General features: G+C 54.7%; 16 protein-coding genes, 1 rRNA gene and 1 other RNA gene. 15 read left to right on the forward strand and 3 right to left on the reverse strand.

Features of this window, described 5'->3' with window-relative positions:
• The 13 genes from rrf to FWJ25_RS11465 all read left to right on the forward strand — a co-directional run.
• A 5S ribosomal RNA gene (gene rrf, locus FWJ25_RS11405) occupies positions 1-98 on the forward strand; the annotation flags it as partial.
• Between the two features lie 146 nt (positions 99-244).
• Entirely contained in the window at positions 245-1,795 is a 1,551-nt protein-coding gene (locus tag FWJ25_RS11410; protein WP_149600423.1) for a 2-isopropylmalate synthase, read from the forward strand.
• Between the two features lie 31 nt (positions 1,796-1,826).
• Entirely contained in the window at positions 1,827-2,615 is a 789-nt protein-coding gene (locus tag FWJ25_RS11415; protein WP_149600424.1) for a 2-isopropylmalate synthase, read from the forward strand.
• On the forward strand, positions 2,615-3,100 hold the full coding sequence (gene rimI, locus FWJ25_RS11420) for a ribosomal protein S18-alanine N-acetyltransferase (protein ID WP_149600425.1): 486 nt from the start codon (positions 2,615-2,617) through the stop codon (positions 3,098-3,100). The genes FWJ25_RS11415 and rimI overlap by 1 nt, the downstream gene beginning before the upstream one ends.
• A 93-nt stretch (positions 3,101-3,193) precedes the next feature.
• Positions 3,194-4,774, forward strand: a complete 1,581-nt coding sequence (prfC, locus tag FWJ25_RS11425) for a peptide chain release factor 3 (RefSeq protein ID WP_149600426.1) — start codon at positions 3,194-3,196, stop codon at positions 4,772-4,774.
• A gap of 58 nt (positions 4,775-4,832) precedes the next feature.
• Positions 4,833-5,630 (forward strand): TatD family hydrolase, encoded by a 798-nt coding sequence (locus FWJ25_RS11430; RefSeq protein ID WP_149600427.1) that lies wholly within the window; start codon positions 4,833-4,835, stop codon positions 5,628-5,630.
• A 198-nt stretch (positions 5,631-5,828) separates the two neighbouring features.
• The gene (rplM, locus tag FWJ25_RS11435) at positions 5,829-6,257 is read left to right on the forward strand and encodes a 50S ribosomal protein L13 (protein ID WP_149600428.1); all 429 of its coding nucleotides are present in this window, start codon (positions 5,829-5,831) and stop codon (positions 6,255-6,257) included.
• 12 nt (positions 6,258-6,269) lie between these two features.
• Positions 6,270-6,662, forward strand: coding sequence for a 30S ribosomal protein S9 (gene rpsI, locus FWJ25_RS11440; RefSeq protein WP_149600429.1), 393 nt, complete (start codon positions 6,270-6,272; stop codon positions 6,660-6,662).
• 245 nt (positions 6,663-6,907) lie between these two features.
• Positions 6,908-7,501 (forward strand): ubiquinol-cytochrome c reductase iron-sulfur subunit, encoded by a 594-nt coding sequence (gene petA, locus FWJ25_RS11445; protein WP_149600430.1) that lies wholly within the window; start codon positions 6,908-6,910, stop codon positions 7,499-7,501.
• Positions 7,501-8,733, forward strand: a complete 1,233-nt coding sequence (locus FWJ25_RS11450) for a cytochrome b (protein WP_149600431.1) — start codon at positions 7,501-7,503, stop codon at positions 8,731-8,733. Before petA ends, FWJ25_RS11450 begins: the two co-directional genes overlap by 1 nt.
• Entirely contained in the window at positions 8,733-9,491 is a 759-nt protein-coding gene (locus FWJ25_RS11455) for a cytochrome c1 (protein WP_149600432.1), read from the forward strand. The genes FWJ25_RS11450 and FWJ25_RS11455 overlap by 1 nt, the downstream gene beginning before the upstream one ends.
• 108 nt (positions 9,492-9,599) lie before the next feature.
• Entirely contained in the window at positions 9,600-10,232 is a 633-nt protein-coding gene (locus FWJ25_RS11460; protein ID WP_149600433.1) for a glutathione S-transferase N-terminal domain-containing protein, read from the forward strand.
• Between the two features lie 38 nt (positions 10,233-10,270).
• Entirely contained in the window at positions 10,271-10,699 is a 429-nt protein-coding gene (locus FWJ25_RS11465) for a ClpXP protease specificity-enhancing factor (protein WP_149600434.1), read from the forward strand.
• A gap of 47 nt (positions 10,700-10,746) precedes the next feature.
• On the opposite strand, the gene FWJ25_RS11470 is transcribed toward FWJ25_RS11465, so the two are convergent.
• The 3 genes from FWJ25_RS11470 to FWJ25_RS11480 are packed head-to-tail and all read right to left on the reverse strand — an operon-like array spanning position 10,747 to position 13,594.
• A complete protein-coding gene (locus FWJ25_RS11470; protein WP_149600435.1) occupies positions 10,747-11,337 on the reverse strand; it encodes a D-sedoheptulose-7-phosphate isomerase in 591 nt (196 codons plus the stop codon).
• A 9-nt stretch (positions 11,338-11,346) separates the two neighbouring features.
• Entirely contained in the window at positions 11,347-11,712 is a 366-nt protein-coding gene (locus FWJ25_RS11475) for a YraN family protein (RefSeq protein WP_149600436.1), read from the reverse strand.
• A gap of 28 nt (positions 11,713-11,740) precedes the next feature.
• Positions 11,741-13,594: a penicillin-binding protein activator gene (locus FWJ25_RS11480; RefSeq protein ID WP_149600437.1), complete on the reverse strand. Its 1,854-nt coding sequence runs from the start codon at positions 13,592-13,594 to the stop codon at positions 11,741-11,743.
• Positions 13,595-13,758: 164 nt separating this feature from the next.
• Between FWJ25_RS11480 and rsmI the strand changes: the two genes are divergently transcribed.
• A complete protein-coding gene (gene rsmI, locus FWJ25_RS11485) occupies positions 13,759-14,625 on the forward strand; it encodes a 16S rRNA (cytidine(1402)-2'-O)-methyltransferase (RefSeq protein WP_149600648.1) in 867 nt (288 codons plus the stop codon).
• Between the two features lie 57 nt (positions 14,626-14,682).
• Positions 14,683-15,032, forward strand: an RNA gene (gene rnpB, locus FWJ25_RS11490) — RNase P RNA component class A.
• Positions 15,033-15,309: the final 277 nt, after the last annotated feature.

The raw sequence follows: 15,309 nt of genomic DNA on the forward strand, positions 1-15,309 counted from the left end.
TCTGGAACCACCTGATCCCATCCCGAACTCAGAAGTGAAACAGTCCTGCGCCGATGGTAGTGTGGCGTTGCCCATGTGAGAGTAGGTCATCGTCAGGCGCTTAATACCTAAACCCCAGCATCCTTGATGCTGGGGTTTTTTATTGCCCTAAAAAACTCGTTCCTGGCTCGATTCTGGGCAAACCAAGAAGTGATATACTGCCTACTACAAGCAATCCAACGTTTCTTCACACGGGAGCCCTCCAATGGCCGCTACTGATCACTTGGTCATTTTCGATACGACCCTCCGGGACGGCGAGCAAAGCCCCGGCGCTACCATGAACAAGGCTGAGAAGCTTCGTATTGCGAAAGCACTCGAAAAACTTAAGGTAGATGTGATTGAGGCTGGATTCGCCATCGCCAGTCAGGGCGATTTCGAGGCCGTGAAGTCCATTGCAGAGAACATCAAAGATTCCACGGTTTGTAGTCTGGCAAGAGTGCTGGATGCGGATGTTGATCGGGCTGCAGAGGCAATTCGTCCGGCAGAGCGTGGTCGTATCCATACCTTCATTGCAACTTCCCCTATCCATATGAAGCACAAGCTTCAAATGGCACCCGATGAAGTGATCGAGCAGGCGGTCAGGGCGGTAAAGCGTGCCAGGAGTCATGTCGACGACGTGGAATTCTCCTGCGAAGACGCCGGTCGTTCCGAGCTGGATTTTCTCTGCCGTATTATCGAGGCGGCAATTGATGCCGGTGCCCGGACGATCAACATTCCCGACACCGTGGGCTATGCGATCCCCGAACAGTTCGGGGATACAATCGCTCAGCTGCTGAACCGTATTCCGAACGCTGATAAAGCGATTTTCTCAGTCCACTGCCACAACGATCTGGGGCTGGCTGTTGCTAACTCTCTCGCGGCCGTCACCAATGGCGCTCGTCAGGTTGAATGCACCATTAACGGTCTCGGTGAGCGGGCCGGTAACGCCTCTCTGGAAGAGATAGTGATGGCTGTGCGCACCCGACAGGATCTCTTTAATGTAGATACCCGAATCGATACCCAGCATATCGTTCCTGCCTCACGACTGGTGTCGACGATCACTGGGTTCCCGGTTCAACCAAACAAGGCAATCGTTGGCGCTAATGCCTTTGCCCACGAGTCCGGGATTCATCAGGATGGTGTGCTGAAACATCGGGAAACCTATGAAATCATGCGTGCCCAGGACGTAGGCTGGCATACCAACAGTCTGGTTCTTGGAAAGCATTCGGGGCGCAATGCATTCCGGACCCGTTTGCTGGAGCTGGGTATCCAGTTTGACACCGAGACCGAGTTGAATGAAGCGTTTACCCGGTTCAAGGCGCTGGCTGACCTTAAGCACGAAATCTTCGATGAAGACCTCCAGGCAATTGCCAGCGACACGCTTCACGATGAGGAACCGGGTCGATATGGTCTGGTCTGCATGCGGGTAAACTCGGAAACCGGCGTTATGCCGAACGCCAGGATTACCCTCATGATCGATGGTAAGGAGCATACGGTAGAAGCTGAAGGTAGCGGCCCGGTAGATGCGACGTTCAAAGCCATCGAATCCCTTGTTGATTCGGGGTGTAACCTGCAGCTGTACTCTGTCAATGCTATAACCAGTGGAACGGATGCCCAGGGCGAGGTCACCGTACGCCTGGAGCGCGGCGGCCGCATTGTTAACGGTGTGGGCTCAGATACGGATGTCATTATCGCCTCCGCAAAGGCCTATGTGGAGGCGCTGAACCTGATAAATTGCTCCAGTTTGCGTCGTCACCCGCAGGTCGCTGACGTTTGAGAATATTTCGACATTTATGCCGGAAAGAAGAATGATTCAGACTGAAGCTGAGCGGCAGTTTTATCTTGGTATGGCGGGCGTGCATCTTTGGTATGCCAGGGATGCATTGCCAGGAGCAGCACCCAGTCCGGAGTTTGTATTTCCCGAGGAAGGGGAGGCTCAGCCACAGGAGGTTATCTCCTCTGCTCGTGCCCCCCGAGAGGGGCCTGCAGCACAGGCTGGTGTTCAGGGCGCAGGTCGCATTCCGGACCTGCAGGCTCTTATGGGTAAGGCAAGTGAAAAACCTGCCCCTGATCGGTCCAGGGCTGTCTCGACAGAGCCCGAAACCCCTAGTGTCGTCCAGGCAGTCGAGACTGATCCGGTCGAGGAAAAGGCGGCGCCAGCAGAGTCCCCGATCCGGCTGAATCTGAAACTATGGGCGAGTGATGGGGTGTGTCTGCTCTGTGGGCTGACAGAGGATTCGAGCGCTCGGTTGCAGGAAACTCTGGCGCTGAACATTCTCAAGAGCATTGATCAGGCGAGCCCGGAATCGGTGGGCCCGATCCGTTGGCCCCTCTTCAATAACCTCAAGGTTGCTGGTAATTCCTCTGGTGATCTCAGGCGGGTGCTATCCAGTGTTTTGTCTCGATATGCAGGGCGGACGGTTATTTCGCTCCTGGCGGCCGATCCAGACGGAGATTCCGTGCGTCTATTGGATGTACTGAAGGAGTCAGGGGTGAGGGCTGATCTTGCCTTTGGACATTCGCTGGCTGAGCTGGCAGCTAACCCCGACCTCAAACGCCAGTTATGGCAGCAGCTTCGATCCCTGGAGCTGGGTTGATGCCTGCCTGCAATGACTTCGTTGATGTCCGGGCTGCTGATTTGCAAATCCGGGCGTTGACTCCGGGTGATCTTTCTCAGGTGCTCGACATTGAGCATCAGGGCTATTCGTTTCCCTGGTCCGAGGGGGTCTTCAAAGATTGCTTCAGAGATAACTATCGCCTTTGGGCTCTCGACGATGGACGTCGTCTGGTCGGTTACGCGATTGTGGCTTACATGTTTGACGAGGCGCATCTCCTCAATATTTGCGTAGACCCATCAGTACGCAGGCAGGGAGCGGGCCGCTTTCTGTTGCGCTACCTACTGGCGGAAGCGGCGCGGGACGGAATGATACAGGTCGTTCTTGAGGTCCGGGCCAGCAATGATGCCGCAGCTCGCCTCTATCTCAGCGAAGGTTTCTCTCAGGTTGGACAGCGGACTGATTACTACCCTTCCGCACGGGGGCGCGAAGCTGCGCTGGTTATGACTCTCGGCCTCGGGTGCTAGTACACAAGGCTCCGCGTGCTGTTCGCGTATCGATTAGTTAACCCCTATAATAGCGGGCTTTCCAGAACATCCTAATCAGGTTATTTGCACACTATGTCCAGCCTTTCCCAGGAAGTGGCCCTGCGCCGCACCTTCGCCATTATTTCCCACCCGGATGCCGGTAAGACCACCATTACTGAAAAGGTGCTGCTGTTCGGTCAGGCGCTTCAGAAGGCCGGCACCGTGAAAGGCAAAAAGTCCGGTCAGCACGCAAAGTCCGACTGGATGGAAATGGAAAAAGAGCGGGGCATATCGGTGACCACATCGGTCATGCAGTTCCCTTACGGTGGAAAGCTGGTCAACCTTCTGGACACCCCGGGCCACGAAGATTTCTCTGAAGATACCTACCGGACTCTGACGGCCGTGGATTCCTGTCTGATGGTAATCGACAGCGCAAAGGGTGTTGAGGAACGGACGATCAAGTTGATGGAAGTAACCCGTCTACGGGATACGCCCATTCTGACATTCATGAACAAACTGGATCGGGATACCCGTGACCCAATTGAGTTGATGGATGAGGTTGAGGATGTCCTGAAAATAGCCTGTGCGCCCATCACCTGGCCAATTGGAATGGGTAAAGGATTCAAAGGTGTTTATCACCTTCTGCGGGATGAGGTGATTCTCTATCAGACGGGACAGGGGCATACGATTCAGGAGAAACGTATTGTCAGTGGTCTGGACAACCCGGAACTTGATGAGGTAATCGGCAGCTACGCATCGGACCTTCGAGACGAAATCGAACTGGTGAAAGGGGCATCCCACGAGTTTGATCAGGAGCTCTTTCTCGCTGGCGAGCTGACACCGGTCTTCTTTGGTACCGCTCTCGGCAACTTTGGTGTTGATCACATGCTGGATGGTTTGGTCGAGTGGGCTCCTGAGCCGCAGCCCCGGGAAACTGACCAGCGGGTGGTTGAGCCGGCAGAAGATGGTTTTTCCGGCTTCGTTTTCAAGATTCAGGCGAATATGGACCCGCAGCATCGGGACCGGGTGGCATTTCTCCGGATTGTGTCTGGCAAGTATTCTCAGGGAATGAAAGCGCGCCATGTGAGGATTGGTAAGGACGTTCGTTTCTCGGATGCCCTGACCTTCATGGCTGGTGATCGCGAGCATGCCGAAGAAGCCTATGCTGGTGACATTATCGGCTTGCATAACCATGGGACCATCCAGCTCGGGGATACGTTTACCTCCGGCGAGGATATGAAGTTTACCGGTATCCCCAACTTCGCGCCGGAACTGTTTCGTCGTATTCGTCTGAAAGATCCCCTGAAGGCGAAGCAACTGCAGAAGGGGCTGATTCAGCTGTCGGAGGAGGGCGCTGTTCAGGTCTTCCGGCCTACCCGTAACAATGACCTGATCGTCGGTGCGGTTGGTGTGCTCCAGTTCGACGTCGTTGTGAGTCGGTTAAAGAGTGAGTACAAGGTTGAAGCCATTTATGAACCCATTAATGTCGCTACCGCTCGCTGGGTTACGTGCTCCGATGAGAAGAAGCTGGATGAGTTCAAGCGCAAGAGCAACGATAACCTCGCGCTCGATGGAAGCGATCGTCTGGCGTACATTGCCCCGACCATGGTAAATCTGAATCTGGCCCAGGAGCGTTTTCCTGACATTCAGTTCCATAAAACCCGGGAGCATTGACGGCTGCGGATCAGCTATGAGGTGGTCGTTTCGGGGGGGGGGCGAAAGCGGAGGAGCAATGGAATTTGTTGATGCTCACTGTCATTTCGACTTTCCCCGTTTTGATGGCTGTCGGGAAGAGGAGTGGGCGCTGGCCCGCTCCATGGGCCTGACGCAACTGGTGGTTCCCGGTGTGCGTCGAAAGCACTGGGAGAGAATCCGCGACGTTTCCAGGCAGTTTCCGGGGGTATCTTATTGCCTTGGTATTCACCCCTGGTATGTCTCCGAACATGATGAGGTTGATCTGAAGGCGCTGTCCGGTTTGCTGGAGCTGCGCCCCGGCGGGTGTGTCGGAGTTGGAGAGTGTGGTCTCGATCGAATGCGGGGCGAGCTTCGTGAGCAAATGCCCTGGTTTGAGGCTCAGGTGGCACTGGCGGCCAGGTATGATTATCCATTGATCATCCATTCCGTTAAAACCCATGATGAAGTGCGGTCTGAGCTGAAGCGGCTTGGCTGGAGTGGCAGGGCGCTTGTCCATGGATTTTCCGGATCCTATCAGCAAGCTAAGAATCTGGTGGATCGAGGGTGTTTTATCGGTGTTGGAGGTGTGATTACCTATTCTCGCGCCGCAAAGACCCGGGAAGCGATTCGTCAGCTGCCCCTGGATTCCCTGGTGCTGGAGACGGATGCGCCGGACATGGCGCCGGCAGGTGTTGATAAAGGCCAGAACTCTCCCGCCCAATTGCCCCGGATCATGCGTGTTCTGGCAGAGTTGCGGGGTATGGAGCTGGAAGAGATCGCATTTGCTTTATTGAAGAATGTGCGAAGAATGTATGGCTGGGTAAACGACACAGGCTGTCCCCGCATAAGGGAATAACGAAACGCCGTTGTCGAGGGTTGGCATTCTTTGGTGGTTCGAGTATACTTCGCGCCCTGGCTTTTCAAGGCGATGTCACTATCTCAGCCCCGAATGGTGTCACTGCCGACTTAATACAGGTGAATATACCTCTGCCGAGTACATTGTGGTTCGGCGGCGGTTGTTAACGTTTCTTATATAGCGTTCAAGGCGGAATCAATGAAGACTCTGAGTGCGAAACCAGAAACAGTAAAACGTGACTGGTACGTTGTAGACGCAGCCGGCAAGACGCTGGGTCGTCTGTCAACCGAAATCGCCCGTCGTCTGCGGGGCAAGCATAAAGCTGAGTATACCCCTCACGTGGACACTGGCGATTACATCGTAGTTATTAATGCCAGCCAGGTGCAGGTTACCGGCAAAAAGGCATCTGCAAAGATGTACTATAGCCACACCGGCTTTCCGGGTGGAATCAAGTCCATCAATTTCGAGAAGCTGGTAGACAAGGCTCCCGAGCAAATTATTCAGAAGTCTGTTAAAGGCATGCTTCCGAAGGGCCCGCTCGGCCGCGCCATGTTCAGTAAGCTGAAAGTCTACGCCGGCGCTGAGCATCCTCATGCTGCCCAGCAGCCCAAAGAACTCGACATCTAACGGAAGGCGGATATGTCTGTAGCACAAAATTACGGTACTGGTCGCCGCAAAAACTCCACGGCTCGCGTCTTTATCAAGCCGGGTAGCGGTAACATCACTATCAACGGTCGCACTATCGAGCAGTTTTTCGGTCGTGAGACTCTGCGCATGATCGTTCGTCAGCCGCTGGTGGTTGCCGAGTCTGTTGATCGTTTTGATATCAACATCACTGTTAAGGGTGGTGGTACAAGTGGTCAGGCTGGCGCGATTCGTCACGGCCTTACCCGTGCGCTGATGGATTACGATGAAACTCTGCGTCCGGCTCTGCGCAAAGCGGGTTATGTTACCCGTGATGCTCGTGAAGTTGAGCGTAAGAAAGTGGGTCTGCGCAAGGCGCGTAAGCGTCCTCAGTTCTCCAAGCGTTAATCTCGCTGGAGCAGGATCCGAAGAAACCCGGCCAGTCATGGTCGGGTTTTTTTATGGTTTTGCGAATTGTCAGCAAATTGACCTAGAGCAGGGAAGGGCCGCCGCGGGCGGCTTTCCGACTTGTAAGGCCCTGGTAATTTCATTACCATTTGGGCGCTTATATTTTTGGGTTGTGAAGTCCTTATAAGATGCACGTTGCCTGCTTCGGTGCGGGCTGTGACATCGCCTGATGGGAGAAAACCATAATGAGTAATGGCGACGTGAGCCAAGGCCGGCGCCGGTTTCTGATCGGTGCTACGTCCGTGGTAGGTGGAGTCGGCGTCGTCGGTGCAGCAGTTCCTTTCGTGGCATCCTGGAATCCCAGTGCCAAAGCGGAAGCAGCAGGTGCGCCGGTAACCGTCAATGTCAGCAAGGTCGAGCCAGGCCAGCAAATTACCGTTGAATGGCGCGGTAAGCCTGTCTGGATTATCCGCCGTACCGAGGAGATGTTGAAAAACATCGAGAAGTTGAACGACGCGGTAAAAGACCCTCAGTCCGAAGAGCCGCAACAACCACAGTACATCGAAGGCGTTTATCGGGCGATCAAGCCTGAATTTGCTGTACTGGTAGGTTTGTGTACTCACCTTGGCTGTGTGCCCTCTTACCGTCCGGAAGTCGCTCCCGCTGATCTGGGTGAAGACTGGCTGGGTGGCTTCTTCTGCCCATGCCACGGTTCCCACTATGACCTGTCCGGTCGGGTATACCAGGCGCAGCCTGCTCCCCTGAACCTTGAGGTTCCGCCTTATCGCTATGACGACGATGCGACCCTCACGATTGGTCTTGATCCGGAGGCGGCGTAATGCAAAAGATAATTCAGTGGGTAGACGAGCGTCTGCCAATCGTTGATGCCTGGAATAATCACCTGGCCAAGTATTACGCGCCGAAGAACTTCAACGTGTGGTACTTCTTTGGCTCCCTGGCGATGTTGGTTCTGGTTAACCAGTTGGTAACCGGTATCTGGCTGACCATGAGCTACAACCCGTCAGCGGAAGGTGCATTCTCTTCTGTTGAATACATCATGCGTGATGTCGAGTGGGGCTGGTTGCTCCGTTATCTGCACTCCACCGGTGCTTCGGCATTCTTTATCGTGGTCTATCTCCACATGTTCCGCGGCCTGATGTACGGTTCCTATCAGAAGCCCCGCGAACTGATCTGGATTTTCGGTATGCTGATCTACCTGGTGCTGATGGCTGAAGCCTTTATGGGCTACCTGCTGCCATGGGGTCAGATGTCATACTGGGGTGCCCAGGTAATCGTTAATCTGTTCGGTGCTATTCCGGTAATCGGTGATGACCTGTCTCTGTGGATTCGTGGTGATTACCTGATCTCCGGCATTACCCTGAACCGCTTCTTCGCACTTCATGTTGTTGCGCTGCCGATCGTTCTGTTGGGCCTTGTTGTTCTGCACATCCTGGCGCTGCACGAAGTGGGTTCGAATAACCCTGACGGTATCGACATCAAGAAGAACAAAGACGAAAACGGTGTTCCGAAAGACGGCATCCCGTTCCATCCGTACTATTCCGTTCACGACCTGGTCGGTGTTGCGGTCTTCTTCTTCATCTTCTTCGTTGTGGTGTTCTTCTTCCCTGAAATGGGCGGGCTGTTCCTGGAGAAGCCGAACTTCGAGCCTGCGAATGCTCTGAAGACCCCGGCTCACATTGCTCCGGTATGGTACTTCACGCCGTTCTACGCCATGTTGCGTGCGGTAACGGTTGATCTGTTCGGTCTGCCTGCGAAGTTCTGGGGTGTCGTTGTGATGGGTGGTGCTATCGCTATCCTGTTCGTGCTGCCCTGGCTTGATCGTAGCCCGGTTCGTTCCATTCGATACAAAGGCTGGTTGAGCCGTATTGCACTGATCATCTTTGCGATCAGCTTCGTGATCCTCGGCTATCTCGGCCTGGTGCCTGCGACGGCGGGTCGTACAGCTCTGGCGCAGGTCCTGACCGTGCTGTACTTCCTCTACTTCATTCTCATGCCGTTCTATACGCGTATGGAGAAAACCAAGCCAGTGCCAGAGAGGGTGACAGGATAATGAGAAAGCTGATTTTTGGTCTTTTCATCGCAATCCTGCCAGCTTTTGCGCTGGCAGCGGGTGGCGAGGGGGTCCCGATGGACCACATCAAAACCGATCATACCAATAAAGAATCCCTGCAGCGTGGTGTTGCTCTGTTCACCAACTACTGTCAGGGCTGCCACTCCACCGAGTACGCCCGTTACAAGCGTGTGGCTGAGGATCTTGAGATTCCTCTGGATCTTTACACGGATAACCTGATCTTCACTGGCGCCAAAATCGGTGAGCTGATGAAGAACTCCATGAACAAGGACATGGCTGCAGGCTGGTTCGGTGCTCCGCCACCGGATCTGACTCTGGAAGCCCGTCTGCGTGGTGAGTCCTGGGTTTATTCTTACCTCCGTGGATTCTACAAGGATGAAAGCCGCCCGTTAGGTGTCAACAACGTTGTCTTCCCGAACGTAGGTATGCCTCATGTTTTGGTTGGCCTGCAGGGACTGTGTGCAGTTGAACCTCACATTGGTGTTGCTCCCTCTGTGGAGCCGCTGAGCGGCAATGTTAATAATGCGGACGCGTGTCCCGAGTACGCACTGGAAGGCAGCATGTCGGCAGCTGAGTTTGATCAGGCCATGTATGACCTGACCAACTTCCTGTCATACATGGCAGATCCGGTGAAGATCGAGCGTGAGCGCCTGGGGATTTTCGTGCTGATTTTTGTTGCGATCTTCTTCGTCTTTGCTTACCTGCTCAATCGTGAGTACTGGAAGGACGTACACTGAGAAATAGGGTATAATCCCGTCTCCTGAGTTCCAGTGGGTCGTTTGGCCCGCTGGAATTTTGCATTTTCTCAGGACCATTTCGGTTTTGTTTACTCGTGAGGTAGTTCTATGGGCGTTGTGACCAAGCGGTCATCAATGACGTTTTTTTCGGATCCGGCCAGCCAATACAGCCATCGTGTTCGTATCGTATTGGCAGAGAAGGGTGTAACTGTTGATATCGTTGATGTGGATCCGGATAACCCGCCGGCAGAACTGGCTGATCTGAACCCGTATAACGCCCTGCCTACCCTGGTCGATCGTGATCTGGTGCTCTACGAGCCCAATATCATGATGGAATACCTGGATGAGCGTTTCCCGCATCCTCCTCTGCTGCCGGTATACCCGGTTGCTCGTGCCAATAGCCGTCTGATGATTCACCGGATTCAGAAAGACTGGTGTGGCCTGGTTGACCAGATTCTTGCTCAGCCGACTGGCAAGGCTGCCGATGCTGCTCGTAAGGAGTTGCGCGAGAGCCTGATGGCGACCGCTCCGCTGTTTGGTGAGATGCCGTTCTTCCTGTCTGAAGAGTTCACGATTGTTGACTGCTGCATCGCGCCTATCCTCTGGCGTCTGCCGGCTCTGGGTATTGATCTGGGCGATGATAAGCAAGTCAAGCCGTTGCTGAAGTACATGGAAAACATTTTCAGCCGTGAAGGCTTCAGGGCAAGCCTGTCTGATCTGGAAGAAGACATTCGCAGCTGATTGAGCGGGAGCTCTGAAGTTCTGGCAGGAGAGTCGTAATGTCGGAAAGCAAGATCACCATGACATCCAGTCGCCCGTACCTGGTTCGGGCGTTCAATGAGTGGGTTCTGGACAACGATTGCACGCCGTATATCGTCGTTGATGCGGGCATTCAGGGCGTTCAGGTGCCTACGGAGCATGTCGCTAACGGCCAGATTGTGCTGAATATCAGTCCTGGTGCAGTGCGTGGGCTGGTGATTGGAAATGGTGCGATTGAATTCAGTGCCCGTTTCGGCGGTGTGCCTATGCAGGTGTTTATTCCTTTACAGGCTGTCATGGCTATCTATGCCAAGGAAAATGGCGAGGGCATGGTGTTCGGTAGTGAACCCGGTTCTCCCGACCCGGACGGTTCCGGGGATAAGGCGCCTGCGTCACAGAGTGCCGACGAACGTCCCTCGGGGCGTCCCACGTTGAAAGTGGTGAAGTGAGTTTCCGGTCAATACTAAAGAAAAAGCCAGCATCTGCTGGCTTTTTTTTATCCGCCGAACAGTTTGCTGTCGACCAGCCCGCAAAGGGCATTGATGATAACCAATAGCAAGGGGGTTGCTTCGGTCGGAGGGAGGTCGCTTAGTGCAATTTCGTGGTCTTCAGCGTGCATCAGCGATGTGATATCTGATTTCTCCCTGGCGCTCAGTACCATAACGCTCATTTCCCGGTCGTGTGCAGCTTGGATAGCCTGGATCAGGTTAGCTTTGTGACCATCGTCGACGATGACAAACAGTAGATCTCCCGGCTTGCCAATGGCGCGGACCTGGCGGGAAAACGTGTCATTAAACCGATTGTCCCTGCAAATGGCTGAATAGGTTGTGGCATCGGCCCCGAGATTTATGGCCGGGAGCGCTGGGCGGTCCTGGTCGAATCGGTTCAAAAGCGCGGTGCAGAAATACTGGGCGAGGATGTTGGCGCTGCCATTGGCGCAGGTAACGATTTTGCCATCCTGAAGCAGGGTGGCCACAAAGGCGTCAGCGACCGCTTCGATGGCCGGCCCAACAGTGCTTGCGGCTTGGGCGGTTTGTTCCATGTGGCTGGCAAACCATTGGTTTATCTGCTGCTCGGTTTCGATCATTACCCTTACTTACCCTGCCTGGATTGCATTTTTGATCCATTGTACCCGGTATTTTTTGACGGTTCCCGGCGAAATGGCGATAACATCAATACGGCTGTTGGCATTCCAGAGTCCGTGTCTGTGAAGATAGAATGATGCGGCTTTAAGCAGGCGTTTCTGCTTTGTGTAGTTGATGGAGCCGGCTGGATCTGTAAGGCTGCCAGGGCCCCGGAAGCGAACTTCAAAAAACACGAGAGTGTTCCCGTCATAGCCGATAAGGTCCAGTTCGCCTCCGCGGTTATAAACATTCCGCTCTACGATCTGAACGCCGCGGCTACCGAGGTAGCGGGCGGCCACGCCTTCATAGTGATTTCCGCGTTCTTTTGCGCCTTCCATGGCAAACGGTGTTCTTCCTTTCCTGTCATCAGGGAGAGGTGGTCTCGCTGCTGTCTTCAGGCTTATCGGTGGGAGTCTCAATCAAGGCGGGAGTGCCGTTGCTGAATTGGGCCCACAACTGTTTTCGGTGAACACTTCCTGCGCTCGTCATAGTCAATTCGCCGGTGTACCCCTGTAGCGAAGCTGACTCTACCTGCTTCAACAAAGGCAGACGTTTACTCAGTTGCCATGCGTCTGCTCCCATGGCGAATAGTCGGCCAAGCTGGCCCCGGGTGCCGGAAAGGTGTTTGTCCGCCTGAGTTTTAAGTTCGTCAGACGGGCTGAGAGTCCAGGGGGTGTCTGTGAAAATAACATTCTCCAGGTCCCGGTCACGGGAAGCATCCGGCGTTCCTTCATACACCATGGAGGGTGAGTATACGGGAAGTTCTCCCCCGAAATAGAAAGCGAACAGAGGCTTGAATTGCCGCGCAATGGTCGGGTTTGCAACCATAACGATGGCTTCGGCATCCTGCCGGAGTCGCGGCTCAAACTCGACGTCCAGGCCAATGGTGCGCTCAACCTGGATGGCGCGGTCACGGGAGACCGTAATGCCGAGAAGGTCTGCGGTTACCGCGCGGAGGTTGTCTTCAGCGAAGAAACGTTCGATATCGAGCGCGGTTCCACCGGTTTCCTCCATCTTTTGCAGGAGTGCAGCTTCTACCCGATCACCCCATTCCCCTTGAGGTATGAGTGCCAGTACGTCCCGAATATCGTCATTGGACAGTTGTTCTGCGATCTGGCGGGCTTCGTCTTCGGCCGATAAGCCAAACTGATACAGCCCGTTTGGCACTTTGCTATCCTCCGGCAGGTAATTAAGTCCCAGCGTCGGAGTGGGCAGCGTATTCATGGAGGAAAGGCTGGCAAGTGCATCCTTCTCCAGAGGGCCGACGATAAGGTCGACGCCCTGTGCGGAAAGCTCCTGGTAAATCTCAGTGAACGGCCTGCCTGAGCTGTTCACAATCCGGATGTCGGTTACTTCACGATCCGCAGACTGGTCGAGATAATAGGCAGCAATAAAACCATCCCGAATTGCCTTTCCAGCGGATGCCAGGGCGCCATCAAGTGGCAGTGCCAAAGCAATTTTTTCCGGTCGGCTCTCAGCAAGAGATGCGATGAGCTGAAGTTCCGAAGGGAGTACCTGAGCAGCTGGATGGCCGGGCCAGTTATTTTGCCACTGGCGAATGATACGCCCCTGTTCGTCGAGCCCTGTGCCCGGACGCCGTATGGTTGAAGCCAGTTCGAGCCAGCCCTGGGTTTCGAAGCCGATAGCCACGGTGCTGGCATCGGAGAGCTCCTTCTCGGAGGTGGATTTGAGCAGTTGCCATATCTGGTCGTGCAGTGCTTGTGGGTTTGCCGAGCTATCCGTTTGCGCCAGCAGGATCAGTGTCATTGCCGCTCGGGGGCGGTCATCGGCCAGGCTGAAGGTGTCTGCCTGGAGCGTCGCGGCTCTGGCCATCAATTCCGGCGGGTAACTGATGAAGCTGTCGGGCGACAGTGTGCCGGCTAACGTTTTGGCCCAGGAGCTGTCCTGCAGGGCATCGATGCTGGCCATGGCCATGAGTCGGCGTTGTTCCTCGAGGGCGGGACTAAGTTGCGCCAGCATCTCGCTTTGGAGTAACTTGCGGGCAGCAGCATGATCGCCCCGGTCCTGGAACTGGCCTGCGACTCGAAGCAAATACCGTTGTGCTGTTTCCCGGTTGTCTTCCTGGCCGGCCATGTCCAGGGCTTGCTCGGGTGTTGCTGCAACGTGTGATTGCAAATCCACGCTGGCGCAACCGGTGGAAAGCAGGGCCACAGTGAATAGCGTGGCGAAGGCTCGTTGGTTGAGTCGGTTCATGATCATGGCTGGCAACACTACTCCGGGTGAGTGGGTTCGGGGCGCCGATAAATAAGGTGGCAAGTTTACCAGTTCCAGGGGTAATTCACATGACGTTAGTGTCATGCGTTGTCGGTGTTTCAGGCATTTAACGTAAAGGAGTGGGGATCGTGGATTCTGACGAGGCGGATATGGTCGGTGCTGGCGGGCGGGCGCGGGGAACGCTGTATATCGTCGCAACGCCGATAGGAAATCTTGATGATCTTTCCCTCAGAGCCTCACGGGTACTTGCCCGGGCAGACGTAATCGCCGCCGAGGACACCCGGCACAGCGGGCGGTTGCTGCAGCATTTAGGCATCCAGAAAAAAATGATAGCGCTTCACGATCATAATGAGCGTGCCCGGGCGGGTAGTGTTCTTGATGAGCTTGATGCCGGCAGGAATGTTGCCCTGATTTCTGATGCGGGAACGCCCCTCATATCTGACCCGGGGTATGTTCTGGTTCGAGAGGCCCGTCGTCGTGGGCTGACCGTTTCGCCCATTCCGGGAGCATGTGCTTTTGTGTCCGCTCTGAGCGCTGCGGGCTTGCCAACGGATCGTCTGCTGTTTGTTGGATTTCTGCCGGCCAAACGGAGTGGGCGTCGCTCTGCGCTGGAGGCTTTGTGTGCTGAAACCGCAACTCTGGTCTTCTATGAATCGCCTCATCGAATCGTCGACACAATCGAGGACCTGGTTGAGGTGTTCGGAGACCGTCGGGAGCTTGTTCTCGGGCGGGAGCTCACCAAGACCTTTGAAACCTTTTACTCCGGAACGGCTCAGGAGGTGTTGGAAACTCTTGTGTCTGATCCGAACGGTAGTCGAGGGGAGTTCGTGGTGATGGTCCATGGAGCTGCCCCCGAGGACGACGAATCGGAGGACGGCTTGATCGAAGTTGATCGTCTGATCTCGGCTCTGATTGAAGAGCTGCCTGTAAAAAAGGTGGCTAAAATAGTTGCGGGGTTAACTGGTAAGCCCAAGAACGAGCTTTATCAGCGTGCTTTGGAGCTAAAGCCCGACTGAGCGGTTTGGCGACGGTTTTTTCTTGCAAGCACGAAGGGGCAGGAGTATTGTCTCGCCCGAGCTCGCCAGACAGTCGCCGCCGGTTTTCCGGGGGAGGAAAGTCCGGGCTCCGCAGGGCAAGGTGCCAGGTAACGCCTGGGCGGCGTGAGCCGACGGAAAGTGCAACAGAAAGTAAACCGCCTAAGTGCCTTCGGGCAACGGTAAGGGTGAAATGGTGCGGTAAGAGCGCACCGCGTGGCTGGCAACAGTCCACGGCGATGGTAAACCCCACCTGGAGCAAGACCAAATAGGAATCCAATGGCGTGGCCCGCGCTGGATTCGGGTAGGTTGCTTGAGGTCTGTGGTGACGCAGACCCTAGATGAATGACTGTCCAAGACAGAACCCGGCTTATCGGCGAGCTCGCCTTCTTCTTTTGTGATTCCTGCCGTTCTCACGTCTCCGTTGTTATAGCCAAATAATCTTAAACCTCACTTGTTGTCTTCAGAACTTTTTGCAGGTAGTTGATTTTCCTTCTTTTCTTTTCCGTAATCTCCGCGGTTTTCTTATTGGTCGCTCGTAACCTCTTGTCATAAAAGGAAGTTTTGTCAGTGTGGCGCTATTGATGGCGCTTGCATTGTGTTTTGCGTGTTTCTATAGTGTGCAGAAGTGGGAAAAAGTGGTTTGAAGTGGTTTTTTGTGGATTC

The sequence above is a fragment of the Marinobacter salinexigens genome, assembly GCF_008370345.1.
In the GTDB taxonomy this organism is placed as follows: Bacteria; Pseudomonadota; Gammaproteobacteria; order Pseudomonadales; family Oleiphilaceae; genus Marinobacter; species Marinobacter salinexigens.